A 25717-nucleotide genomic window follows, 5' to 3' on the forward strand; every position below is an offset into this window, starting at 1 on the left:
GGCCGAGTCGGGCGGATAACTGGAGACAAATCATGAAACAAATGCTGCCTTACCTTTTCATTCTGATGGCCATCGTTTCTTGGGGGGCTTATGTCCCGACGATTCATCACGGCCAGCTTGGCTTTGGCGAGCCGAAGGGACCGCTTCGCGCGTTTCTGTTCGTCGGTCTGGCCTACTGCCTCGTCGCGGTGCTGATCCCCGGCCTTTTCATCATGGGCGGGGCGGAGCCAGCGAGCTTCCCGATGAAAGGGATGTCGCTATCCACGCTGGCCGGTGTCTTTGGAGCGCTCGGGGCCCTGGGCGTGATCTTCGCGCTGAAGACCGGCGGGAAGCCGATCTACGTGGCGCCGCTGGTGTTCGCCGGCGCGCCGATCATGAACGTGATCGTTACGATGTTCTGGGACAAGCCGGCGAAGTCGCCGTCGATGCCGTTTTATTTCGGCATCGTCCTGGCCGCGGTCGGTGCGGCCCTGGTCCTGCGATATAAGCCTGCATGATGACGGCGGTACCATTTCAATTTGTAGGGATTTGGCTCGGCCTGTGCGTCGGGTTTGCGCCGCCGTCGACGCAGCCCGCATCGGATTGGCCGATGTTTCGGGGGAATCCGCATCTGACGGGCGTGGCCACGGGTCGGCTGCCCGACAAGCTGGAGGCGCTTTGGCGATTTGAGGCCGGCGACATCATCGAGTCCACCGCGGCTATCGCCGACGGGGTGGTCTATGTGGGTTGCGACGACGGAAAGCTGTATGCCCTTTCGCTTGCAGACGGCAAGGCCCGCTGGGAGTTCGATACCAAGATCAGCGTCAAGTCTTCACCGACGGTCCACGACGGGCTGGTCATGTTCGGGGACGGGGACGGCGTGATGCACGCCCTGGACGCGCGGGACGGCAAGGAGAAGTGGTCGTTCAAGACGGAGGCGGAGATCATCTCTTCGGTCAACTTCGAGGGCGATCGAATCGTTTTCGGGTCGTACGACGGTTCGCTTTATTGTTTGAATCGGCGCGACGGGAAGCTTCAATGGAGGCACGAGACGCAGGGCCGCGTCCATGGCACGCCGTCGATCGTGGACGGGCGTGTGCTGGTCGCCGGTTGCGACGAGCGGCTGCACGTCGTCCGGCTTGAGGACGGAAAGGTCGAACGACAGATCGAGATGGGCGGCGTCTCCGGCGCGTCGGCGGCGGTGGAGGGCGATCGGGTCTTTGTCGGCACCTTCGGCAACCAGGTCTTCTGTTTCGATTGGCGGACGGGGACGAAGATCTGGGTCTTTGAGAATCCGGATCGCGAGTTTCCTTTCTACGCATCCGCTGCGATCGGCAGCGGGCTCATCGTCATCGGCGGCCGAGATAAGTCGCTGCACGCGCTGGACCGGACGACGGGCAAGGAAGCATGGACGTTCAACGCGCAGGCCCGTATAGACTCGTCCGCGGTGATTCTGGGCGACCGAGTTTTTTTCGGATCGGGTGACGGCAATGTGTATGAAGTTGATCTCGCGACGGGCAAGGAGCGGTGGCGGTTCGACACCGGCGCGGGCGTGGCGTCGTCTCCGGCCATCGGCGAAGGGCGGCTGGTGATCTCGGCGGATGACGGCGTGGTTTATTGCTTTGGGGCCGGGAAGCGCGATGCTCGTCCCTGAGCTTGGTGGGTTTTGCATATTCTGAGAGCAGGCGCGGAGAAGCGTGCATTTAGCAATCCGTGAAGTCGGTTGCCGGCACTCGTTGAATAGGGCATCGAGGTGGGGATCTGCCGGCTTGGAATTCGTTTTTCCGAGCCACATAATCCCCCTTGTTCTTGCTGTATTGCTCTCTGACGCGATAGCCGCCGCCGGGTATGGCGGAATCGGCCCAGTGCCATTATTCTGTTTGCATCGGTTGACCGGAAAGTTCGGCGAGCCCGACAATAATCTGAAAGGAGACATCTGAATGTCATTCGTATCCAAGATCGCATCGACTCGATTCGTGCAAATCTGTGCATGCTCGGCCGCCTTGTGTCTGGCGACGGTCGCAAAGGCTGACCTCATCTCGCTGAGCGCCACCCAGAACCCTAATCTGGAGAGCAGCTTCACCTTCGACTTCGGCGCGTTCGGCGGTCCGCGATCGGCGTTGATCTCGCAGACAGACTTCGTACTAAACATCGATCCTGCCGCGGCGCCGGGCAGTTCCGCCGCCTTTGCGTCGTACTTCCAGACGGTCGATTCCATCGGCCTGCCCAATCCGCAGGGCGGCGCGGATTTGCCGACCGGCGTTCTCAATATCTCCATTGAGGAGTCGTACGGCGGCACCTTCGACGAGCTGAGCGGCATGGTGACGACGAGCGACCTTTACAAGATCGAGTTCTCCGGCGACCTGTCGGCCCTCGGCATCTTTTCGCCGGTCTTCCTGCCGGGCGAGTCGGTCGGTCAGGTGGATTTCGACACGCCGAACTCCGGCGCGATCACCCTTAACTGGGACGGCATGGGCAGTATCAGCGGTATCGACTTCGCTTATGTTTGTGCCACGAATACGACCTTCACGCCCGAGCCGGCCTCACTGGCCCTGCTGGGCCTGGCGGGTCTGATGCTTCGACGACGTCGGTAATATCCGCCCGCGGATTTGGCCGCGACGGATTCTTTGAGAATGTGCAAATCATCGGCGTGCGGTCCTTTTCCGAAGGATCGCACGCCGATTGTCTTGCGCCTCCTTATAATCAGGCGTCGCCATGAAAATCGCTTATCTCACCGCCGGGGCAGGGGGCATGTACTGCGGGAGCTGTATGCGCGACAACACGCTCGCCGCCGCGCTGATTCGCCAGAAGCGCGACGTGGTGCTGATCCCCATGTATTCGCCGATCAAGACCGACGAGCCGTCGGTCAGCACCGAACGGGTCTTCTACGGTGGGATCAACGTCTTCCTTCAGCAGAAGTCCTCGTTGTTTCGGTTCGGTTCGCGTCTGCTCGATCGCGTTCTCGATGCGCCTGCCGTCTTGCGACTGGCGATGCGCCGTGCGGGGGCGACGACGCCCGAGGGGCTGGGGCCGCTGACGATTTCCATGCTGCGCGGCGAGGACGGGGCCCAGCGGCGAGAACTGGACAAGTTGATCGAGGGCCTGGCGGCCTATCGCCCGGACGTCGTGCATCTGCCTGACGCACTCTTTGTAGGCCTTGCCCGACCGCTGCACGAAGCGCTCGGCGCGGCGATCGTCTGCACGCTGACCGGCGAAGATATTTTTCTCGACGCTCTGCCGGCGGGGCATCGGGCGGAGGCGCACGATCTGATTCGTCAGGCGGCGCCGGACGTTCACGGATTCATCGCCGTATCGCGTCACTACGCGAATTACGCGAGCGAGAACTTCGGCGTGCCGGATGATCGGCTACACCATGTCCCGATGGGGATTCGCATTGAGCCGCACGAGCGTGGAACGGAATCGGCGGGGGCTCGACCGTTTACGATTGGATACCTGGCGCGAATCTGCCCGGAGAAGGGGCTGCACGTTTTGTGCGACGCCTTCATCGAGCTGCATCGGCGGGGGCGGCCGTGCCGATTGCGCGTTGCGGGCTACACGCCGGAGTCGAGCAAAGGCTACGTCGCGGAAATCGCTGAGAAGCTGGAGAAGGCGGGTGTTCGAGAGTCGGTGGACCTGCTCGGCGAGGTCGATCGCCGGGGGAAACTCGAACTTCTTCGATCCTGTGATGTTTTTTCCGTGCCGACGGTCTATCGGGAGGCCAAGGGCATTTACGTTCTCGAAGCGATGTCGCAGGGCGTGCCGGTGGTGCAGCCGGCGCATGGATCATTTCCCGAATTGATCGAGGCGACGGGAGGCGGATTGCTGTTTCCGCCGAACGATGTTTCGGCACTCGCGGATCGCATGATTGAGTTGATGGACCAGCCGGAGCTGCGAGATCAGCTTGGTTCGCGGGGCCGGCGAGGGGTCGCTGAGCTGTATCATGAGGATCGGATGGCCGAGGGGGCGTGGAACGTATTCGCCAAGGCCGTCGATTTGCGTCGTTCGCTCGTCGAATCGAGTCAATCCGCGTAGGATGCAGGCCATGTCACTGGCGCTCGATGCCAAGTCGATCTGCAAGCAGTACCCGACGCGATCCGCGCCGGTGATCGTCCTGCGGGATGTGTCGCTGAGCCTGACCGAGGGCGAGGCGGTCGCGATCGTGGGGCCATCGGGCTGCGGTAAGAGCACGCTGCTCAATATTCTCGGCACGCTGGAGACGCCCACCAGTGGTGAGGTGCAGCTCGACGGCAGGAACCCGTTCAGCCTCGATGAGCCTGCGCTGGCGGCCTTTCGCAATACGCACGTCGGGTTCGTCTTTCAAGATCACCATCTGCTTCCGCAGTGCAGCGTGATTGAGAATGTGCTGATTCCGACGCTGCCGAATGACGGCGCCGCCAGGCTTACCACGCGGGCCGCAAGGCTGCTCGATCGCGTGGGCCTCTCGGCACGGCTGGATCATCTGCCCTCGGAGCTGTCCGGCGGCGAGCGACAGCGCGTCGCCATTGCCCGGGCGCTAATTAACAGCCCGCGACTTTTGCTGGCGGATGAGCCGACCGGCAACCTCGATCGGTCTTCCGCCGAGACGGTCGCGTCACTTCTTCTGGAATTGCAGAAGGAGGAAGGTACGACGCTGATCGTGGTCACGCATAGCACGTCGCTGGCGGATCGGATGCAGAGGTGCTTCGAATTCTCCGACGGTCGTCTTGAATCGCGCGCCGCATGAACGCCGCCCTTCTCACGCCCAGTACCCTTCGCCGTCGCAGCCTGAGGTTTCATTGGCGCGCAGGCCTTGCCGTCGTCTTCGGCACGATGGCGGGGGCGGCGGCACTGATCGGCGCGCTCTTTGTCGGTGATTCGATGCGCGCCAGTCTTCGCGAGCAGGCGTTGGCACGGCTGGGGCCGGTGGACTACGCGGTGGACGGCGGGCGGTTCTTCGGTGAGGCGCTGGCCGAGAAGTTCGCGGCAGATGGCGATCTGAAACAACTGATCGAAAGCGCGTGCCCTCTCGTGACGCTGCGGGCGTCGGTGACGAACGCCTCCGGGGACGCGCGGGTGAACGGCATCCAGACGCTGGGGGTTGATGAACGATTCTGGCGGATGTTCGGCGACGATGATGCGACGCTGGATGGTCGCGCGGTGATCCTCAATCAGCCGTTGGCCGATTCGCTGGGCGTTCGCGCCGGCGATGACGTGCTGCTTCGATTGCCCAAGCCCGGCGCAGCGCCGCTGGAGACGCTGCTGGGCCGCCGCGATGACACGATTGCCTCGCTTCGATTGACGGTTGGGAAAATCATTCCCGCGAACGGCGCCGGCGCATTCGCACTTCGACCGCAGCAGGCGATGGCGCGAAATGCCTTTGTTCCGCTGGCGACGATGCAGAGGGCGCTGGGGCAGGCCGGGCGCGTGAATGCGATGCTCGCCGTCGCGAAGGTCGAGCGGGATCGGCCATCCGATCTGCACGAGACATTTTCAAAGCGTCTCGACGCGGCGGTGACGCTCGTCGACCTGAATCTTTCCATCCGCGTCAGCGATACGCTCGGGTACGCCGCGGTCGAATCGACGAACCTACTTGTCGAGCCGCAGGCGGAGGATGCCGCGCTGGCCGCTGCTACTTCGCTGAAACTCGGCGCCGTTCCGGTGCTCACCTATCTGGCTAATTCGATCTCAGTTGCTGATTCGTCCAATCAATCGGACTCAACGATCATTCCGTATTCCACCGTGGCCGCGCTCGACCCCGGGAAGATTCCTGCCGGGCAGTTCGTGCTGGCGGACGGCTCAAGCGTGACGCAGCTCGGCGACGACGAAATTCTGCTCAATGAGTGGGCGGCCAGTGATCTCGGCGTGTCGGTCGGTCAGACGATCTCTCTCAGCTACTTCGTCACGAAGCCCGGCGGGCGGCTGGAGGAACAGTCGGCGCAATTCAAGTTGACGGGCATTGTGCGCATGACCGGCTGGGCGGGCGACAGCGGCCTGACACCGACCTACGAGGGCATCACCAACGCAAAACGGCTGAGCGACTGGGATCCGCCGTTTCCGTTTGACATGAAGCGCATCCGCCAGAAGGACGAAGACTATTGGGACAAGCATCAGGCGCTGCCCAAGGCGTTCGTCTCCCAGGCGGCGGGCCAGAAGCATTGGAACGCCGACGCGCGGTTCGGGTCGTACACGGCGATTCGCGTCTTGTTGCCGCAGGGGAAGACCGCCGACGAGAGCGCGCGCGAGTTTGAGACGGCGATGCTGTCGCATCTGCGGGCCGAGCAGATGGGGCTGGCGTTCCGGCCGGTCCGCGAGGAGGCGCTGGCCGCCGGGAGCGGGAGCACCGACTTCGGGCAGCTATTCATCGGCTTCTCGTCCTTTCTCATCATCGCCGCTGCGCTGCTGGTCGCGCTGATGTTTCGACTGGGCGTGGAACGCCGCGCGGAGGAGGTGGGCCTGCTGCTGGCCATCGGGCTGGGTGTGAAACGCGTGCGCAAGATGCTGATCGTGGAGGGGACGCTGCTCGTCGTGATGGGTTCGGCGGCCGGGCTGCTGCTGGCGGGCGGGTATGCGTGGCTGATGCTTGCCGGGCTTCGATCGTGGTGGTCGGCGGCGGTGAATGCACCGTTTCTGCGGCTTGCGGCCAGTCCGACGAGCATGGCCATCGGTCTTGTCGTCAGCATGATGATTGCCCGACTGGCGATCGGCTGGTCGGTGCGGGTGATGGCCCGTAGTTCGGCAAGGTCGCTGCTTTCGGGCGAAGTGACATCGGGGAGTCACTTGGCTTCGCCGCGCAGGCGGGCGGTGATTCGTGCCATCTGTCTTCTCTCGCTTATTGGGGCCATCGCCACGGCACTTGCCGCGATATCCGCGGGAGGGGCGGAGCAGGCGATGTCGTTTTTCATCGCCGGGTTTGCCATGCTCATCGCGCTTTTAACCGCGGTGTGGCTGTGGCTGATCGCCCGACCGGGCGCGACGAAGCCGGCGGCGGTTCGCATGAGTAGGTTCATGCTCGCGGCGCGCAATGCCCGACGGCAGCCCGCGAGGAGCCTGCTGGCGACGGGCCTGGTCGCGTCGGCGACGTTTGTGATTGTCGCGGTGGGCGCCAGCCGCCTCAGCCCCGACATGGACATCGACAAGCCCAGCGGCGGGGCGGGCGGATACTCGCTGGTCGCCGAATCGACGGTTCCACTGCCGTACGACATCAATACGGCAGACGGCCGCGCGTCGCTGGGCATGAGCAGCGAGGCGGCGGCGATCTGCAAGGAAGCGAGCTTCGCCGCCTTCCGCGTGCGGCCCGGCGATGACTCGAGTTGTCTCAATCTCTACAAGGTCAATCAGCCGCGCATCCTCGGCGCGAGCGAGGAGTTCTTGCAGCGCGGTGCGTTCTCGTTCGCGGCGAGCATGGCCGAGTCCGACGAGGAGAAGGCAAACCCCTGGCTGCTGCTGAACAAGCGGTTTGAGGACGGGGCGATCCCGGCCATCGGCGATGAGAGCGCGGTGCGGTGGCTGCTGCATCTCGATATCGGCGGTGACATGGAGATTACCGACGAGCGCGGCCAGTCACAGAGGCTGCGGATCGTTGCGATGCTCGCGGGCAGCGTCTTGCAGAGCGAACTTATCATCGACGAGGCTGAGTTCAAGAAACTCTTTTCATCGATTGGGGGCTATTCGGCGTTTCTCATTGCGACGAATGACGACGCGAAGTTGACGAAGGCGCTGGAGCGCGACTTGTCGCGGTTTGGGTTCGACGCCGAGCCGACGCGCGATCGACTGATCGCCTATATGGCGGTGCAGAATACCTATCTGTCCACCTTTCAAACGCTCGGCGGGCTGGGGCTTCTGCTCGGTGTCTTTGGACTGGCCGCCGTGATGATGCGCAACATCTGGGAGCGACGCGGCGAACTGGCCCTGCTTCGAGCACTCGGCTTCCGCGAGAGACAGCTCTATCAGATCAGCATGCTCGAACACGCGACGCTGCTTCTTGCGGGATTGGCGGCGGGGGTGTTCTCGGCGCTGGTGGCCGTGGGGCCGCACGCGATGGGCAAGTCCGATGAGATACCATGGGCGTCGCTTGCCGGTACGATCGTGCTGGTGTTTATTGCAGGCTTGGCGGCGGGCGCGATTTGCATTCGATCCACGCTCAAGACGCCGCTGCTTGCGGCGCTACGGAGGGAATAACCGATGAGAGTTACGATTCCGATTTGTTCGCTGGTTCTGCTTTCCTGTGCCGCGGCGCAGGCCGGGGACAACTGGTCGAACTGGCGCGGGCCGAGTTTGAACGGCAGCACGGAATCCCGGGGCCTGCCGACAGCGTGGGGCGAGGACAAGAACGTTCGCTGGAAGACGCCGATGCCATCCTGGGCCGGCGCGTCGCCGGTGGTCTGGGGAGATCGCATTTTTCTCACTACGCCCACCGCGAAGCGAAGAGATTCCGACGACAAGGGCATCGCACGGCGGCTTCGCAGGCTGGAGATGGAGGGCCCGGGCGGCGACGCGATTCTCCTGATGTGCCTATCCACGAAGAACGGCAAGGTGCTCTGGGAGAAGAAGATCGACGAAGTCAACAAGCTCTACGGCAAGCAAAACATGGCCTCGCCATCGCCGGTGACGGACGGGAAGCTGGTGTGGACCCTGACCGGGACCGGCCGCCTCAGTGCCCATACCGTTGAAGGTGAAAAGCGTTGGGAGCGAAATCTCCAAAAGGAGCATGGCGACTTTGGGCTTTATTGGGGATACGCTTCCAGTCCCGCCCTTGCCGGTGACAAGTTGATCGCGCAGGTGCTGCACGGCGCGACGACGAAGAACCCTTCGTATGTTGCGGCGTACGATGCCCGAACAGGCAAGTCGATCTGGAAGGTCGAGCGCAAGACCGATGCAACGCAGGAAAGCCCGGACGCCTACACCACGCCACTGGTCGCGAAGATCGGGGGCAAGGACGTCGTCATCATTTCCGGAGCGGACTATGTGACGGCGCACGAACTTTCCGACGGCTCGGAAATCTGGCGCTGCGGCGGCCTCAATCCTGAGCATGCGGGAAACTATCGCATATGCGGAAGCCCGATCATCGTCGATGGGCTGGTCATCGCCACGAGCCGAGAGCAGCCCATGCTGGCGATCCGCGCGGATGGGAAGGGGGACGTCACTTCATCCGCCATTGCGTGGCGCTTTGATGACAAGAAGGCGCCGGACGTGCCTTCGGTGGCAAGCGACGGCGAGTACCTCTATCTGCTGCACGACAACGGATTCATGACGTGCCTGAAGGCGGCGAGCGGCGAGACGGTCTGGGGCCCTGAGCGAATCACCGGCGGGCCCTACAGTGCGTCTCCGTTGGTCGGCGATGGAAAGGTCTATGTCACCAACGAAGAATGCACAACGACGGTGCTCGCGGCGGGCCCGAAGTTCAAGGTGCTGGCCACCAACAAGCTTCCCGGCGGCTACACGCTTTCTTCAATGGCCGTGTCGGGCAGCGAACTGCTGATTCGATCGCAGAAGTTTCTCTACTGCGTTTCTGAGGGGTCCGCGAAATCGCCGTAGTCAGAGAAACTCGTCGGCGATTTGAGCGGCGACTTCTTCAAGCCGCGATGCCGTCTCGTTCATCGGGGCGTCGAGCGTCGCGATCCGATCCAGGACGGCCAGACAATCTTCCGCTCCCTCGCCTTTGATGCCGACAATCGCCACGCATGGGACATCGGCGCCGCGGCACATGCGTCCGACGCTGCCGACCACCTTACCCATGAGGGATTGCCGATCGAGCCGGCCCTCGCCGGTGATCACAAGGTCGGCATCGCTGATGAAGTCCGCCAGGGCTGTTGCCGAACTGGTCAGGTCCACGCCGGGCACGATCTGCGTGTTGAAATAGGCCAGCAGAGGAAGTGCCACACCGCCGGCAGCACCGGTCCCCGGCTCATCGCGGATTAGTCGCCCGGTCGATTGCTCCAGCAGATCGGCCCAGTGCGTCATGCCTTGTTCCAAAGTCTCGACGTCCTTGGGTGACGCTCCCTTTTGGGGACCGAAGACACGCGCGGCGCCGCTGGGGCCGCATGCCGGGTTGAGAACATCCACGGCGATGGTGAACTGGATGCCGTCCAGCGCGTCGGGCGGATCGTTCCATACGACGCGGCGTATCGCGGAGAGCGCGCCGCCGCCCACACCGGTCGGCAAGGGCGTGCCAGATTGATCGATCAGAGAGAGGCCCAGCCCCTGCATCAAGCCCGCGCCGCCGTCGACCGTCGCGCTGCCGCCGACGGCGAGGATGATCTCCTCGACGCCGCTTTGCGCTGCTGCGCGAATCAATTCGCCGACGCCATAGGTCGTCGTGACAAGCGGGTCGCGCTTCGCATCGGGCACGAGGTCCAGCCCGGCGACTTTGGCCAGCTCGATGACCGCGGTCGACGCGTGACGAATCAGCCCGACGGTCACATCGACCGGTTCACCGAGCGGCCCGTGGGCTGCGGCCTGCCGGCGCTGGCCGCCGTCGGCATCGAGGAGCACGTCCAGCGTGCCCTCACCGCCGTCGGCCATGGGGATGAGATTGATCTCGACGTGGGGGCGAGCCGCGCGGATGCCCCGGGCAATCGCATCGACCGCCTGCCGTGCCGTGAGCACGCCTTTGAACTTATCGGGGGCCACGACGACGCGCATGCTCAATTCGCCTGCAGGACGACTTCGGAGCGAATGAATCCGTCGCTTTGAATGCGAAGAATCTGGAATGGAATTCGATCGCGCGGATCGACCTGCTTGACCAGGTGCCCCAGCGCCGAAAACGAACTGACCGGCCAGCGACCGAATGCGGTGATGATGTCGCCCTGCATCAGGCCCGTTCGTGCGGCGTCGGTGCCCGGCGCGACGGCCTCGATGATTAAGCCGATCGGTCTGGGCAGGTCCATGCGCTTAAGGTCGTCCCGCGAAAGCTCGCGGACGCGAATGCCGAAGTGCTTCTCCAGGGTCGAGGCGCAGTCATAGTCCGCCAGCTTGGCGAGAGGGATTTCGATTCGTCGCTGCGGACGGCCGGAGGCGCTGACATCAAATCGCACGCGCGTGCCGATCGGTACGCTGTTGAGGACGCTGAACGCCTCCATGAAGCTCGGCGTGGCATGGCCTTCAATCGCGGTCACCGTGTCGCCCGGCCGCAGTCCGGCGCGATCGGCCGGCGACGCAGGCTCGATCGACTTCACCAATACGCCGCGGACGTCGCCCTTCGGCTCGGCGCTGTCGAAGTGGACGCCGAAGTCCACTCTGCGGATGCGCTGGATGTCGAGCATCGACGGCAGCAGGTCATGCAGCCGATCCACCGGAATCGCGAAGCCGATGTTTTGTGCGTCGCCGCGGATGGCCGAGTTGATTCCAATCAGGTCACCCACCACGTTGAGCAGCGGCCCGCCGGAGTTTCCCGGATTGATCGAGGCGTCGATCTGAATCAGCCCTGAATAGACGAGGCCCGGTCCGAATGTCAGTTCGCGGTTCAGAGCGCTGATGATGCCGGTCGTGACGGTGTGTTGAAACCCCAGCGGATTGCCGATCGCCACAACCGACTCGCCCGGCATCAGGTCGTCGCTTCGGCCCAGCTTCAAGAAGGGCAGGGGCTTGTTCGCATCGACCTTGAGAACCGCGAGGTCATTCTCCGTGCTTCGGGCGACTTCCTCGGCCGGCAATTCGGTCGAATCGGCGAAGGTGACCTTGCACTCCGCGGCCCGATCGATGACGTGGGCATTGGTCACGATGTAACCGGCGCTGTGAATGACGAAGCCGGAGCCGACGCTGGTGGCCTTGTATCGGCGCGGTGGTGCGACCGGAAAGTCGAAAATATCGTCGAAGATGCTGTCGATCCCCATCGGCCGTCGGACGGTGACAACGGTCGTCGTGGACAGGTTCACCACCGCCGGGCTCGCCTCGCGAAACACCCGGACCGTGGGCGTCATCCGCTCCGCCTGCGGCGCGTCCGCCTTCACGGCGGGCGCAAACGAGCTGATCAGGACCGCGCCGATCGCCGCGATCCATACCGACCGGATCATTCTTTGCTCAAACATCCAGGACATCATACTGCTTTTCCCGATAGGTCGAACCGATGCTCTTGCAGACCAGTGCGCCCCTGCGACATTCGCGGGCCCTATGAGAATGACCGCAGAAAACGTGCGATGCTTTCGGAAAATCGAGAATCGTCTCTCCGAGCAGGTCGCTGCCGAGGAAGGCTCCGGCGAAGGCCCAATTGGGGAGAATGGTCGGCGGGACAAGCTCAGCGAACGGAAGATGATGGACCGCGACGACAATCCGCTCGGCCTTTTGCTCCACAGCCTCCAAATGTTCTCGCAACCGGTTGGCCGATCGCTGTGTAAATTCGACGTCGCTGATCGGCAGCCGGACGCGCTCGCCGTCCATCCATCGACTGGTCACCTCGCGCGAGGCAGCGGGTACGTCGTCGTCTCGCTCCAGCAGGTGTCGATGCTTCTCAAAATACGCGGCCGCGCCGGGCGCGACTTTGTGCCGGTAGAATCGAAGCGGGATTCGCATGGATGAGGGGCGAAACGAAAAATCGTACCAGCCGACGTTGCCCGCGAAGGCGACATGTCCGACCTGAAGTGGTGCGGCGTCGAGATAGTGGACGCCGTTTCGAGCAAAAGCGCCGGCCACCTCATTTTCGTAGCGATCCAGCGAATCGCCCCCGCCGAAGGTCCAAAGCTCGTGATTTCCCGCCACTGCCATCTTGATGCCGCGAAACGGCTCGAAAAGCGCGAGCACCTCGTCTAGAATCGCCAAGTCGGCGCCCGCGAGGTCGCCGACGAAGAGCAGGCAATCGCCGCCCCTCTTGCAAATCTCCCGGGCAATGGCCTGCGTCGGGGCTTTGCTTCGCGCCACGTTGTAATGCAAGTCGGAGGTGACGATGATTCGCATGTTTGAGAGTGCCCACCTTCGGCGGAAACGGACACGAGCGTCGTGCGCGCTTCGTGAGGTCTGCCGCATGTCGCCGTTAATCGCCACGGCGGAATTCCGGAATCTTAATTAGCCAAGCAGGTGCAAACAACCCAACACATGGCCGCCATCGTAGAGATTGAAGACTTGCATAAGCATTACCGGCTCGGTGACGAGATCATTCCCGCGCTGCGCGGTATCAACCTCTCCGTCGCTCACGGGGCCTTTGTCGCCATCATGGGCGCGAGCGGATCGGGCAAGACCACCCTCATGCACCTGATCGGCGGGCTGGACCTGCCGGATCGGGGGCGGATTCTCGTCGAAGGCAGAAACGTCCACGCCCTGTCCGACGAAGAGCGAACGCTTTTTCGACGTCGCCGGCTGGGCATTGTTTTCCAGGCATTTAATTTGATGCCGACGCTGACCGCTCTGGAAAACATCATGCTGCCCCTGCTCGTGGACTCGGTGTCTCAATCCGAGGCAAGGAGCCGGGCCGACGAGATGATCTCGCTCGTTCGTCTTTCCCATCGCACGCGGCACCGGCCGGCGATGCTTTCCGGTGGCGAGCAGCAGCGCGCCGCGATTGCCCGTGCGCTGATGAACCGACCCGCCGTTCTACTTGCCGATGAGCCGACCGGCAATCTCGATCCATCGTCTGCGGCCGCCATCTGGCAGATCTTTCGCGATCTGACCGCCGACGGCGCGACGACAGTCATCATGGTCACCCACGAGGCCGAGGCCGCCGCCCACGCCGACCTTGTTCACGTCATCAAGGATGGTCAGATCACCGGCACCATCGAACCGAAAGGATGCGGCGATGCCAATCTGGTGGCAACTCGCTACGCGAGCCTGGCGAACTAGGCCGGGACGCACGGCCCTTACCGCCGTCGCGGTGGCGCTCGGTGTCGCCGTCGTCGTCTGGGTCACCTGCTGCTATGAGTCGGTGCGCCAGAGCATCAATCGCGTCGTGCTTGAGTGGGTGGGCGCGGCTCATGTCATCGTCGAGCCGGTCGAGGGCGTGTGGGCTGTTTTCTCCGGCGACATGGAGGCTGAAATCGCCGCGCTGCCGGGCGTCATCCATACCACGTCGCGCACGCGGGAGTTTGTTCAGGCGGCGGCCGCACACGATGAAAAGGCAACGGCAACGAAGGACCCTGCCGCCCGGCGCATCGAGGTCATGGGCATCGTGCCGGAGAAGGAAAAAATCTTCCGCACCTACAAGCTGTTCGCCGGGCGTTTCATCGAGCCGGGCGACAGCGATACGATCGTCGTCGAGAAGCTTCTGGCTGATGAGATGGCTCTCCAGCTCGACGACAAGATGACCCTGCAAGCCATCGTTGGGGATGCCGCCCCTCGACCATTTCGCGTCGTGGGCATCATTGACCGCCGGCGCGCCAGCGTGAATCAGGCTCCGATGGTGTGGACGAGCCTGAAGAGCGTGCAGGAGCTCGTCGGCCTCGCCGATCGTATCAAGGGCATCGACATCATGGTGGCTGATCCGAGCGTGCCTTCGATCCGGCGGACGGCGGCGGCGGTTCGAGCCATCATCGATCGTCGAAACGCCGCGCGGCCCGGCGGTGCGCACGTGACCGAGGAATTGAACGTCAAAACGACCGAGACCCAGCAGAAGAAACTGGGGGCGGCGCAGGGACTCCTGCAATTCACCATGCTGCTTCTTTCCTGCGTCGTTCTGCTCACTGCTTTCTTTATCATTCTCGCGTCCATGAGCATGGGCGTCTCGGAGCGGATCACCGAGCTCGGCCTTTTGCGGTGCATCGGCGTGACTCGCCGGCAGCTTGGGGGCATCGTGCTCCTGCAGAATCTCCCGCTGGGACTGGCCGGGACCATCGCCGGCGTGCCGATCGGGCTGGCCCTGCAATGGATCACGATGCACTATGCGACGGGCTACCTCGGCGAGATGGTCATCAGCGGCTGGGGCATGGCCCTGGCATGCGGCGGCGGCATCGGCACGACGCTTCTCGGCTCGGTCCTTCCGGCCGCGGGGGCGATTGGTGTCTCTCCGGTGGCAGCGGTCAGAACGATGGGCACCCGGCGATCGGCGCGGGGTCTGGCCATCGCCTTCGCGGCGGGCGTCGTCCTTCTGATGGGTCACGAACTGTCGCAGCGGAACTTGTCGACAAATGGCGGACAGGGCATCGAACTGCGGGCCATTGTCAGTCTCGTTCTGCTTTACGGCGGGTGCGCTCTGGCCGCGCCGCTGATCGTGGTCATCGTCGGCAAGGTCGCCGTTCGCATCGCCGCCGTTTGTCTTCGCGTGCAACCCCAACTGTTGAAGGAGGAAATCGACCATTCCCCGTATCGGTCGGCCGCCGTCTGCTGCGGGTTGGCCGTCGGTCTCTCGCTGATCGTCGGGCTGATCGTCTGGGGTCAGTCGGTGAAGGAGGGCTGGCGCTTTCCCAGCGAGTTTCCCGACGCGATGCTTTACAGCTATGCGCCGATGCCGCTTGAGCAACTGCGCGCGCTGAAAGATACGCCGGGTCTCAAGGACTTCACCGTCTGCGACGATTTTCCTTTCAGCCTGAGCAAGCCCAGCAAGATTCCGCTTTTCAAGTCGCTCTCGATGCTGGACCAATCTTCGCGGTTTCTTGCGGTCGAGCCGGATGAGGGGCTGGCGCTGGTCAAGCTTGCGTTTCTCGAAGGCGACGAGGCGGAGGCCCGCGAACTGCTCAAGCAGGGCGGGCATGTCCTTGTCACGCGTGAGTTCAGCCAGGCCAGGAATCTGCACCGCGGCGATGTCTTCGACATCTGGGTCGGGCAGAAGCATGCGTCGTTCAAGATCGCCGGTGTCGTTGGCTCGGCGGGCGTCGATATTGCCGTGAGTTTTTTCAACGCCACGGAGTTTTTCCAGTTCTACGCGGTCGGCGCGGTGTTCGGCTCGCTGGATGACGCCCGCAGGCTTTTCGGCCGCCGCACCGGGACGATGATGCTTTTCAATTTCGATGAGGCGCTCAGCGACGAGGCGCGGGTCGGCGATGTCTCCAAGGATTCGAAGCCGATTGGTCCGACGGCCGCGGCGCCCGGGGAGCGTCAGACGTTTGCGATGGGGCCGGGTCCGATTCCCGAGTCGGGTCCGCAGGAGGCGGTGGTCAATTCGATGCTCAAGCGGCTCGGCTATCCGCCCAAAGCCTTCGTGACGGCCCGTGAGTTGAAGACGCAGATCGACAGCAACATTAACCGGGTGACGCTGCTGTTGTCGGCGATTCCGGCGGTCGGGCTGCTGATCGCCGCACTCGGCGTGGCGAATCTGATGGCGGCCAACGTCGCCAGTCGGGCTCGACAGATTGCCGTTCTGCGGGCCATCGGCGTCACCCGGCGGCAGATGGCGCGGATCGTGATCGGCGAGGCCGTGGTGCTCGGTGTGATCGGAAGCGGCATAGGTGTGGCACTGGGTCTGCTGCTGGCCCGCACGAGCAATCATCTCACGTCGTCCCTTTCGGGGTTCGAGCCGGTCTTCGCGATTCATTGGAGCTTCGTCGGTCTCGGGGCGGCGACGGCGACTTTGCTGTGCGTGCTGGCGGCCCTTGTTCCGGCGATTCGCGCCAGCCGGGCGAGCGTTGTCTCGGTCCTGGCGGCGTCCTGAACCGGGGCCGGCGGTCGAAAAAGCCAAGGTGGAATAAGGGGCTGAAGGGGCCAGGGTAAATGCAAAGGCGGCGGTATTGATTTCGTCGGCGATTGGCGTTGATCGGGATTGGATATCCGGATTTTCTGGTACCGCTTGCTGACGCGCGCGGCTCGGATCGGGGGCGGCGAGCGAGCAAAATTGAAGGTGACATAAGGTGAGTCAGTCGATTTTTTTCGGTTGCAACTCTTGTGGCGGGCATGTGTTGGGGCGGTTCGCGTTTTGGGTGGTTTTGCGTGAAATCGCGCAAGGTGAAACAAGACTGGTATAGGGACAAACAGGCACGGAAAATCTCGGGGAAGTTCGCTTGTAAGTCTTTGAAAGACGGTTCGGGAAAGTGAAACAGAGGGGCCAGGGGGCTGAGGGATTTGGTTGTGCACGATGCGCTGCCTCTTTGTGTCGTGGTTAGATTGATCTCCAATTAGGAAATCTTGCTCCCCGTGCGCGCCGAATTCCGATCAGAGCAGCCTTACGTTTGCCTGGAGATGTTGAGAATGCTCAGTTAAGAAGGCCGCCCAGTGGGGGTCGAGAATCATGCGAACGGAGCATGGCGGAAGACGAGTCGCACACTGACCAGGCGTGCGTGCCGGCTGCGTGTCACGGCGGGCACGCGAAACTGCACATCTGATCTACAACACGTAGCCCATTCCACCTTCAACGTGTACCTGACGCCGAATAACTTGTTCGTCGGCCGGATGGACCAGGGGCTTGCCGCGGCGATTGAACACATTGCGTTCGGTTATGACGCCTCCGGGCTGCCGGAGACGCCGCGCGTCGATGGGAATGCGGTGGGGACATTTTCCTCGCTTCCGGACGCGGTGATTGAGGTGCGGCTGAAAGGCGATTTCACCGGGGACGGCCGCGTCACGGGGGCGGACAGCGGGGGTTTTTCGAGCGCCTTGTACGGCGAGGGGGACAACGTGCTTGAGGCGTACTGCGGGGACTTTTCCGGTGACAACCGGGTGACCGTTGAGGACGTGGATGCGTATTTTAAGGCGATGATTCAGTCGGCGAGTTGTCCGTAAGTGATGCAGGCGGTGGGTATGCCCACGGATTGGAATCCGAGGGCTTAGGGTGCTACGTGGAATGGCGATTTTCCTAAGAACTCAACGGTATCGGACGGGCGGTATGGAGATTGCGAGCGGTATAATCCTGTTGGGGGCGTCTCGTCGATGTGCGGCGAGCGAATCGGGGAGGATATCCGCATGTTGAAGCAAGCTGGTCTTGTGTCCTCTGTCGTTCTGATTGTCTTCGCCGGTCAAATGGCGCTGGCCGGTCCGGTGCTGGACATCGACCCGGACCTCATGGGCATCCCGCGCGGCGGGATTATTGTCGACCAGCAGCCAAATCTTGGGGGCGGATCTGGATCGGACACTTCGTTTGTCGAAGATGACGGGCTTCCCGAGGTGTGGCAACTGATCGCAGATAACATCGACCTGACATCAGATGCAACCGCGCGGCGACTCACGTGGTGGGGCTTTTATGGCGGAAACTTCTCGGGAAGCCGCGATCCGCCCGTCGGCCATGAGTACATGCGTGTCAGATTCTACGCGGCCCGACCCGGCGACGGCCTGCCCGACAGTTCATCGATTCTATTTGAAGAAACATTCCTGAATGCAACTCGAATAGCGACAGGGCGCGTGATCCCTGGCGGCTGGCAGGAGTTTAGGTATGACATTAATCTCTCAACTCCAGTCTCACTCCAATCGAACACGCGGTACTGGATCGAAATCTCTCAACAGGGCGACATTGATAGTCATTTTAGATGGGAGTCTGGGGCCGGGCTCCAGCCCGGATTCGCGTTCTTAAATTCGATCGTCCCCGACTGGCGATTCACCAACGGGAGTTATGCATTTCAGCTTTCCAGTGTCCCAGAGCCAAGCTCGCTTTGTCTACTTGTTGCTTCTGTTCTTCTCTTGAAGGGTCTGACACGGGGGAGAAAGAGGCGATGCCTATGACGGACGCGATTAGGCCGGAGATCGCCCGACAACTCGCCTAAGAACTCGGGAACTCATTTTCATCGTCGAGAGTATCAATTTGATTAGGAGATGAACCCATGTGCCATCTTCGCGCAGAGTCCGCGCGCTTCACCGCGATCGTTTTTTCTTCTTTCCTTATCGGCGTGTTCAATGTGTCACAACCATCCAGCGCTCAGTGCACCGACCCGGTCCCGAGCACGCCCATCGAGGGTCTCGTCGCCGCGCAGCCGGTCCTAGACTGGGGCTGGTGCGTGGCCATGCAAGATAGCGGGGACTTCACCATTGTCTGGATCGACGATTCACCGCCCGGGAAGTTAGGCGTCGTCCGGGCTCAACGCTATTGCCGGTCAGGGGCATTGCTGGGAGCCTCGGCAGCCCTGACCGACGCCAGCGGGACGCGAAGTTCTCTATCCGTCGCGTCCAGCCGGCTCGGCCACTACTGCGTTACGTGGACGAGCGCGCAGGGAGATGCAGCTCCCTCGATTCTGACAACGCACCTGCAGGAATTCGACTTCGACAACTTCACGTTCACGGGGTCCACGCCCTCCGCGGACTACGGCGACTTTTTTCCGTCGGCCGGGGCGTCGGACGCGACAACAAACCGTGCAACGGTATCCTGGTCGAACGCGCACGAAAACGAAGGCCTCCATTATGCAATCGACGGCGCACAGGCTGGGACACTTCGCACGTGTGACACGCTTTGCCCGGCCCGCGCGAATTTTTGGGACCCTTGCGTGTCGACGCGATCGGAGGATGGAATTACCGCGATTGTATTTGCATTTGATGAAATCCCCGTCGACTTGGACTCTCCTTGGAACATCGCGATCATCGTTATAGATCAGAATGGAGCGATTCTCGAACAACTCGTGGCATTCGGAACATAGTGTTTATGATCGAACCCCATGCGGCCAGCTTCCTTTCTTGGCGCGTACAATTGACCGCCCTGTCAAAGAAAGGAGTTCGCAGCAAGAAACATGCAGGCCGACGCGGCCTGAAAGTCACACTGCATCTCCTAACTGCCGACCAGGCACTAGCCGCGCTCTTGGCGATCAAGCCTGAAGACGTCAAGCGGATCGTCGGCAAGCCCAAGGACAAGAAACGAGGCTAACCGACTCCATTTAGAGCGTCCATCGTTGTTATGTTATATGCATAATTCAGCCTAAGGAGTTTGCGGCCCTAGTTGACCGGCGTGCTGGACGCCGGCTGTTTGAATCCCATCGCCTGAATCTTGCGCCCCGTGACGTTGCCCGCCTCGTCGCTGGCCAGCCAGAGGAACGGGAGGGTCCATTGCGCGTCCTCGGCGGCGTCGCCGGTCAGACCGCCGGGGATCTCCACGGAGTTGATCCGCACGCCGGTGCCGCGATGCTCGGCGGCAAGAAGCTGAGTAAGACCCTCAAGGGCCTGAGTGGAGATGATGAATGCGCCGCCCTGCGGTTTGATCTGGCTGCCCCATGCGCTGGTGACGTTGATGATCGACCCGCCGCCCTGGCGCTCCATCCACGGAAGCGCCTCGCGGCAGACGAGATAAGCCCCGGTCAGGTTGGTCGCCAGCACGTTTCGCCACGGATCGACGGGATAATTGACGACGGAAAGCTTGGGGCCGGTGATCGACACGGCGTTGATGACCACATCGATCCGGCCATAGCGATCCACGACGCGGTGAACGGCGCGGACGATTTCTTCCTCCTGTTGCAGGTCGCATCGCACAATAAGCGGCGGGCTCGGGCGATCGAAGAAGCGGCGCTGGAGCGTCTCGACATCGCGGCTGCGGCGGACGGAAAGCGCCGTAAGGGCGCCGGCCTCGACGAACAACTCCGCCAGGCGGATGCCCACCGGACTGCTGGAGCCCGTGATCAGGACGACTTTGCCTTCGACGGACAAATCACTCCTCCGTGCCAAGAGGTGCTGACGCCCGCCAGCGATGACGGTACCTGCATGATATCGGCAGGCGCTATTGAAACCAAGAGATTGTCGCGTTGTATCGCGCGATTGGGCGCGCTATACTGCGAGCCGACGGGGGAAAAGGGCGGAGCAACATGTCCAACGCGCACCTGGCAGAAGCCTCGCTGGCGGTACTTGTCGTCATAGACGTACAGGAAAAGATGCTCTCGGCGATTTCCAGCTCGCCGCCGGCGGAGCTTGTCGCGGCGCAGGCACGGCTCATTGGGGCGGCCCGAATTCTGGAAATCCCGGTCATCTACACCGAGCAATACCCCAAAGGTCTGGGCCCGACCGACGACGGGCTGAAAAAAGTACTGATCGAGTCGACCGGCCCCCTGGTGAAGAGCACCTGCAGTTGCTGGCGGGACGAGGCCTTTCGCAACGCCCTTCAGCGCACCGAGCGGGAACACGTCATCCTCTGCGGTCTGGAGACCCACGTCTGCATTCAGCAAACGGCGATGGACCTGCTTCGGGTGGATTACGACGTCTTCGTGCCGCTTGACGCGGTCGGTTCCCGCCGAAAAAGTGACATGGACGCGGCACTATGCAGAATGCGTCAGGCCGGCGTCGAAGTGACGACGATCGAGTCGATGATCTTCGAACTGGTCGAGCGCTGCGACCATCCGAAGTTCAAGGATATCCTCCCGCTGATCAAGCAGGCCACGGTGTAAGCCCGATCATGCCCGATGCCGCTTACCAAGACGATTCCGATCCTGATCTGCCGCTCGATCAGGACATGGACGACGATTCCGCCGATATGGTCGCGGACATGGCCTGCCCCGAGTGCGGCGCTGCGGTCATCGCGGACACACCGAAGTGCCCGATGTGCGGAGAATGGATCAGGCCGGTTCCGGCGCGACGGGGAAACTGGCGAAAGTGGCTTTTCGTGGCGGCGGTGTTGTTAATGCTGCTGGCGACTTTGCGATTCACGTTCTAGCAAGGCGGCTTCGTAGCGATCCTGGCAATCGAGGCATCGCAAAGCCCGCGGCACGGCCCGGAGCCGGTCGGCGCAGATGGCGAGGCTGCAATCGAGGCAGAATCGCAGATCGACGGGGGCGGATCGAAGGGCGGCGGAAAGCTGCGGCGATTCTCTCATGGCGGACACTCCTTTGTCAGCAGACATGAATCGGGCCCTCCGAAGTATTGAGTGCGAAGCCGACGAAGCGGGAAGAACGGCTCCCGCCGGTGCGACACGGCCCGCATCATACAATTCCTGACGCATCTGCCAAGCGAAAAAGAAAAACGCCCCGTACGAGGCCTGGCCCGGGGCTGTTGGTTCTTTATATCCTGGGTTTCCTGGGCCCGGACGAGCAGATCGGCGAACGCGGCGCAGTCTTGGTCGTGGAGAAAGACCCTCATGCGGCCGTTGCTGCGATCGATGACGCGGGACGGATCGGCGCACCGGCGAGAAGGATGGAGCGTAAGCCTCTCCGATCATGCGCGGCTTGAAGGAGGAGAATTTGAAAGGCCGTTTGTCCTGGAGGTAAATTGGGGACAACCAGGGATCGAGTCAGGGACATCATGGCGGATTAACGACATCCTGAATTATGGTGGTTAGGCCGTTTCAACGGCCTTCCCCGCAGGGCTACTAGGCCAGGGCTTTAGCCCTGGTCAACAAAGGCGACCCTCCATCCCCCTATCTCTCCCCCCATCCCCCGGCCGCTTCGAGGCCGGGGGATGGGGGGAGAGTGCTACGAGCGCGGCACCCTCAGGCCAGCCCTAAAGGACTGGTCTAGTAGCCCTGCGGGAAAGCCCCGTGAACGGGGCTGCAACCCATTCCAAATCACGCGAATCAGTATTTTTCTAGCGCCTCGTCGTCGCGGTCCCGTTCGCAAAGTGTCATGCCCATGACACGGCGATTCAGCACCTGATACACAACGCCCGACTCGGTAATCCGCGGAGACCGGAGCACGGCCCAACCTAACCCAGCCCGTCCGACCGGCCAAATAAATCAACCTGACACCTGACACCTTTGACACCTGACACCTTTTCTTGCACCGCGGCGGAAGTGCTCGACCGCGTTGGGCAGATCTTCCCCTCCAACAGGCCTTGGGAACTGCAATCAAAGATGACTATCAACGCCACAGCTCCAAGCGTTCGCGACACAGGCCCATCACTCGAAACACGCCCTATCCACTTGCCCTCAAGCCGCCACGGCTTCGCGCCGCAACGAGCCAGGAACGAAAGCTCGCGCAGAAGTACCGACAAACCATCGCTGCTTAGTTCACGGCGTTGCCCGAAGGGGCGAAACACCCGCGCCGAACCCGGCGGCCGACAGGTGCATCTCAGATAGCGGAGGATTCCATTTCAGAGTGAACCAGGACAGGAGAACCCGGAGGGACATGAGTAATCTGGATGGAGTATTTCAAAATCTTTGAGATTCAAAGAACTTGTCAGGGTAGGAACAGTTTAACTGCCAGCATTTATAGTCTTGCCGATGCACGATCCCTCGCCCTTCTTTCTTGCCGCGTAACTCGAGTCTTCTAAGGAAATATGAATCCACAATCTCAAACCAGGCATCGAGTACGAGGTCATTCGTTTCAGACCTGATCATGTAGCATTCCCTGGAATCTATCGATACGATTCTCAAGTACCGTGCGTTCAGAAGATACCTGTCAATGATCTCGGAAGGTTGTCCTTTCAGAAACTCGGCGATGAACACAGGATTGTTACGTAATAGAGTTGCCGCTCGCGACCCCAACAGGTCTTCGGAATCGATCAATGAAATACTCGCGGGAGCACTGGTTACTACTTGAGGTCTCTGAATTGATCGCATCCAGAATTGAAGCGTTACGCCATCGGTCAAAATCATGGGGCCTCCGACTCCCTCGATTAACCAAAAACGCGCTTTGTCAGGCCTATCGATTGCTAGGTCAAATCGGGCATTTGTTTCGAATCCCGTCTTTTCAACGATATTGCATACGGCAATTTCCACGCGATAGGAATCAGCTTTTGTCAGTACACCAAAAAACGATTTCACGTTGTCCAATGGGCTCGCACGGCTGTCACGCCCTTGGCTATGTATTGCTGGTTTTGAATCGCACCGCATGAAGGCGAAGGAAAGAATCGTAGGCCCAACTAGAACCAAGAAGCAACTTGTAATCAGTCCACCAGGAAGCTGATTAAGGCCCCTGCGGGACAGTTTCGTGGCGTTCGGAGAGCGAAGAGGTGTTAGGATGATTTTCTCCCTTCTTTCCGGGGCCGTCCCCTTGGGCGAAGCGTTACTTGTAGCCCGAGTCCATCCGGATCGTGAAAACGTATTCTGACCCGACGGTGCAGTATATCTCGTGAGTTTTCAAACCTAAGGCTTTGCACTTAGTGGCCGACTCCCAACTATGCTAAGGCTCTATTATTACGAAGCCTCCCGATACAAACGTACACTCGCTAAGAGTCTGTATTGTCCCAGGAGTCTTGCCGTGAGGACAGGCGAGAATCTGCATCTCGGCAACGCGCTCATCAGGTCGAGCCTCTGGAATTCTCCTTGAAGCCACAGAATGTGCGATGTATGCAACAAGTTTCAATAGGAAGTCTCTTGACCGGTTTTCTTGGTATCCATTTGGCCAACTAATTGCCTTATCAAGGGTGAGCGCCCAACACTCGGAAGCAGCGATATCAAACACCGCATCGATTCTGCCGGGTAAGTAGCCCTCCGTCGTCAGGCACTCGGCCAGGCCATCTGGGTCGAGAAACTTTACTCGCACTCGACGTGGCGGTGCTATTACACGATGCTTCAAGTTATGGCGACTCCTGGGACATGCTACTTTTCCAACGCGTCTCCTATGATCGGCATGAGGCCGCGACAATCCTCCCGATGACGTCTCGCCATTCTTAATCTCACGATGCACCATTCTACCCGCCTCCCCTACCCCAGGCGCGGTCATGGAGCAAGTGTTGATGAATAGAGAAGCGTCCGCCCATGCCCCGCGATTCGACCAAAACTGTTGACGATCCACGCAGCGTTCGCAGCCTCTCCGTGTCGCTCTTCGCCATTCGAAATTCGCCATTTGCCCGCCCCGCCCCAACACATGCCCGCCACAACACTTGCAATCGAAAAAAATCGGCTGTGTCACCTTATGTCACCTTCGATTTTGCAGGACTTGCGCGCGTCCCGCGCCCCTGCCGGACGTACGACACAGGAGTTCCCCGAAATGAAATCTCGCAGACTCGCCGCCGCTCAAAGTTTTGACTTTTTTGGCGTTTTGACGTTTCGACCAGCCGCTGCCGGGCTAAATATGAACTTTGAAGAGCGGCTTGAAGATGAGGGCGAAGACGATGGAAAGAACGAGCAGCGATATCAGCCAGTGGACCTCGACGCCGAATATCGGCGTGGACCGGGAGGGGTAGAAAACTTCGATGGAGCTGATCGCCGACGACGCGGGGATCGACGGCTCGGCGGAGTAGAGCAGGCGGCTGAAAAAGTCGCCGCCGCGGAGCTTGCTGATGCGCGCGAAGTGACTGCCGACCACGAGCGGCATCTCGACCGTGTCGCCGGCCTCGCCGAAGGTGAGCATGTACACGCCGGCCTGCCGAGGCGTCAGCCGCCAATCCACCGTACCGATCGACATGGCGCGGCAGGGGTCGTTCTTATCCGCGGTCAAACCGTCGGGCAGCTTCAGCGCCGCGCCGGCCGCGACGCCTTTTTGTGGGTCCTTCATCGTGACCTTCACCCTTGCGGTCTGGCCGGGCGGCACCGGGGCGAACTCATAGTGCAACCCGATTTGCACCATGATGAGGACGAAGGGGACGGTCATGATGATCATCGGCCGAATGGAATGGCCCATCAGCCGCAGGGCCTGCCAGATGATCTGCCGCTGGGCGCGAAAGGTGACGGACAGGTCATCCTTGAAGAGCCGCGTGGCGAGCAGGTGCGCTGAGATCTGCTTGCGAACGTCCTCAATCGCGTCCTGATTGGAGGTGTACCGCCAGATGAGAAGCATGACGATGCCGGTGATCGCGGAGATGATCACCAGCGTGACGGCGGGCGGAAGGAGGGCGCACAGGGAAAAGCCCAAATCCCCCAGGTGCGTCATGATGCTCGTCACGATGTCCAATTCAACCTCTCCGTCCGGCAGCGCCGTGAATCACTCGATGTAGCCGAGCCCGCGAAGTCGATCGAGGACGGCCTGATCGGTCTCCTGACCCGTGCCCTTGGCCTCGTCGAGCTTGGCGAGCTCGTTCTCCAGGGCGTGAGCGATGAACTCATCGACGCTCTGATAGCCCGCGACCTTCGCGTACTTCTTCGCCCGTTCGAGCAGCGATTTGTCCAGCTTTACGTTTGCACCAAACACCTTTC

At 61.5% G+C, this 25717-nt stretch carries 22 protein-coding genes; 15 read left to right on the forward strand and 7 right to left on the reverse strand.

Annotation, left to right across the window (positions count from 1 at the left end; all coding sequences use genetic code 11):
- Positions 1 to 32: 32 nt before the first annotated feature.
- The 7 genes from HS101_05195 to HS101_05225 all read left to right on the forward strand — a co-directional run bounded on the left by HS101_05195 (position 33) and on the right by HS101_05225 (position 9492).
- The gene (locus HS101_05195; protein MBE7505667.1) at positions 33 to 497 is read left to right on the forward strand and encodes a hypothetical protein; all 465 of its coding nucleotides are present in this window, start codon (positions 33 to 35) and stop codon (positions 495 to 497) included.
- A gap of 92 nt (positions 498 to 589) precedes the next feature.
- The gene (locus HS101_05200; protein ID MBE7505668.1) at positions 590 to 1633 is read left to right on the forward strand and encodes a PQQ-binding-like beta-propeller repeat protein; all 1044 of its coding nucleotides are present in this window, start codon (positions 590 to 592) and stop codon (positions 1631 to 1633) included.
- Between the two features lie 286 nt (positions 1634 to 1919).
- Positions 1920 to 2573 carry a PEP-CTERM sorting domain-containing protein gene (locus tag HS101_05205; GenBank protein MBE7505669.1) on the forward strand — a complete coding sequence of 218 codons (654 nt, stop codon included), beginning with the start codon at positions 1920 to 1922 and terminating at the stop codon, positions 2571 to 2573.
- A gap of 121 nt (positions 2574 to 2694) precedes the next feature.
- A complete protein-coding gene (locus tag HS101_05210) occupies positions 2695 to 4011 on the forward strand; it encodes a glycosyltransferase family 4 protein (protein ID MBE7505670.1) in 1317 nt (438 codons plus the stop codon).
- A gap of 10 nt (positions 4012 to 4021) precedes the next feature.
- On the forward strand, positions 4022 to 4702 hold the full coding sequence (locus tag HS101_05215; protein MBE7505671.1) for an ABC transporter ATP-binding protein: 681 nt from the start codon (positions 4022 to 4024) through the stop codon (positions 4700 to 4702).
- The gene (locus HS101_05220) at positions 4699 to 8136 is read left to right on the forward strand and encodes an FtsX-like permease family protein (protein ID MBE7505672.1); all 3438 of its coding nucleotides are present in this window, start codon (positions 4699 to 4701) and stop codon (positions 8134 to 8136) included. Before HS101_05215 ends, HS101_05220 begins: the two co-directional genes overlap by 4 nt.
- Positions 8137 to 8139: 3 nt before the next feature.
- Positions 8140 to 9492 (forward strand): PQQ-binding-like beta-propeller repeat protein, encoded by a 1353-nt coding sequence (locus tag HS101_05225; protein ID MBE7505673.1) that lies wholly within the window; start codon positions 8140 to 8142, stop codon positions 9490 to 9492.
- Here HS101_05225 and HS101_05230 read toward each other — a convergent pair whose 3' ends face one another.
- Genes HS101_05230 through HS101_05240 form a run of 3 tightly spaced genes read right to left on the reverse strand, consistent with a single transcriptional unit; the run spans position 9493 to position 12846 of the window.
- A complete protein-coding gene (locus HS101_05230) occupies positions 9493 to 10599 on the reverse strand; it encodes a glycerate kinase (GenBank protein ID MBE7505674.1) in 1107 nt (368 codons plus the stop codon).
- 2 nt (positions 10600 to 10601) lie between these two features.
- The gene (locus tag HS101_05235) at positions 10602 to 11984 is read right to left on the reverse strand and encodes a trypsin-like peptidase domain-containing protein (protein MBE7505675.1); all 1383 of its coding nucleotides are present in this window, start codon (positions 11982 to 11984) and stop codon (positions 10602 to 10604) included.
- Positions 11977 to 12846 (reverse strand): metallophosphoesterase, encoded by an 870-nt coding sequence (locus tag HS101_05240; GenBank protein MBE7505676.1) that lies wholly within the window; start codon positions 12844 to 12846, stop codon positions 11977 to 11979. The genes HS101_05235 and HS101_05240 overlap by 8 nt, the downstream gene beginning before the upstream one ends.
- Positions 12847 to 12984: 138 nt before the next feature.
- Between HS101_05240 and HS101_05245 the strand changes: the two genes are divergently transcribed.
- The 6 genes from HS101_05245 (at position 12985) to HS101_05270 (ending at position 19591) form a co-directional block, all read left to right on the forward strand.
- Positions 12985 to 13725 (forward strand): ABC transporter ATP-binding protein, encoded by a 741-nt coding sequence (locus HS101_05245; protein ID MBE7505677.1) that lies wholly within the window; start codon positions 12985 to 12987, stop codon positions 13723 to 13725.
- Positions 13682 to 16465 carry an FtsX-like permease family protein gene (locus HS101_05250; GenBank protein ID MBE7505678.1) on the forward strand — a complete coding sequence of 928 codons (2784 nt, stop codon included), beginning with the start codon at positions 13682 to 13684 and terminating at the stop codon, positions 16463 to 16465. Before HS101_05245 ends, HS101_05250 begins: the two co-directional genes overlap by 44 nt.
- A 557-nt stretch (positions 16466 to 17022) precedes the next feature.
- Positions 17023 to 17529: a hypothetical protein gene (locus tag HS101_05255; protein MBE7505679.1), complete on the forward strand. Its 507-nt coding sequence runs from the start codon at positions 17023 to 17025 to the stop codon at positions 17527 to 17529.
- A 180-nt stretch (positions 17530 to 17709) separates the two neighbouring features.
- Positions 17710 to 18462, forward strand: coding sequence for a hypothetical protein (locus HS101_05260; GenBank protein ID MBE7505680.1), 753 nt, complete (start codon positions 17710 to 17712; stop codon positions 18460 to 18462).
- Between the two features lie 98 nt (positions 18463 to 18560).
- The gene (locus HS101_05265) at positions 18561 to 19367 is read left to right on the forward strand and encodes a hypothetical protein (protein MBE7505681.1); all 807 of its coding nucleotides are present in this window, start codon (positions 18561 to 18563) and stop codon (positions 19365 to 19367) included.
- 5 nt (positions 19368 to 19372) lie between these two features.
- Entirely contained in the window at positions 19373 to 19591 is a 219-nt protein-coding gene (locus tag HS101_05270; protein MBE7505682.1) for a hypothetical protein, read from the forward strand.
- 68 nt (positions 19592 to 19659) lie between these two features.
- Here HS101_05270 and HS101_05275 read toward each other — a convergent pair whose 3' ends face one another.
- Complete coding sequence (locus HS101_05275) at positions 19660 to 20364, reverse strand: SDR family oxidoreductase (GenBank protein MBE7505683.1); 705 nt, start codon at positions 20362 to 20364, stop codon at positions 19660 to 19662.
- Positions 20365 to 20519: 155 nt separating this feature from the next.
- Between HS101_05275 and HS101_05280 the strand changes: the two genes are divergently transcribed.
- Both HS101_05280 and HS101_05285 read left to right on the forward strand, forming a co-directional pair.
- A complete protein-coding gene (locus tag HS101_05280) occupies positions 20520 to 21095 on the forward strand; it encodes a hydrolase (GenBank protein ID MBE7505684.1) in 576 nt (191 codons plus the stop codon).
- An 8-nt stretch (positions 21096 to 21103) separates the two neighbouring features.
- Positions 21104 to 21361 carry a hypothetical protein gene (locus tag HS101_05285; protein MBE7505685.1) on the forward strand — a complete coding sequence of 86 codons (258 nt, stop codon included), beginning with the start codon at positions 21104 to 21106 and terminating at the stop codon, positions 21359 to 21361.
- Here HS101_05285 and HS101_05290 read toward each other — a convergent pair.
- The 3 genes from HS101_05290 to HS101_05300 form a co-directional block, all read right to left on the reverse strand.
- Entirely contained in the window at positions 21326 to 21520 is a 195-nt protein-coding gene (locus HS101_05290; GenBank protein MBE7505686.1) for a hypothetical protein, read from the reverse strand. The two genes, HS101_05285 and HS101_05290, sit on opposite strands and share 36 nt — an antisense overlap.
- A 3130-nt stretch (positions 21521 to 24650) precedes the next feature.
- On the reverse strand, positions 24651 to 25475 hold the full coding sequence (locus tag HS101_05295; GenBank protein ID MBE7505687.1) for a DUF106 domain-containing protein: 825 nt from the start codon (positions 25473 to 25475) through the stop codon (positions 24651 to 24653).
- A 30-nt stretch (positions 25476 to 25505) separates the two neighbouring features.
- Positions 25506 to 25712 carry a hypothetical protein gene (locus HS101_05300; protein MBE7505688.1) on the reverse strand — a complete coding sequence of 69 codons (207 nt, stop codon included), beginning with the start codon at positions 25710 to 25712 and terminating at the stop codon, positions 25506 to 25508.
- Positions 25713 to 25717 lie beyond the last annotated feature (5 nt).

The organism is Planctomycetia bacterium (assembly GCA_015075745.1).
Taxonomy (GTDB): domain Bacteria; phylum Planctomycetota; class Phycisphaerae; order UBA1845; family UTPLA1; genus UTPLA1.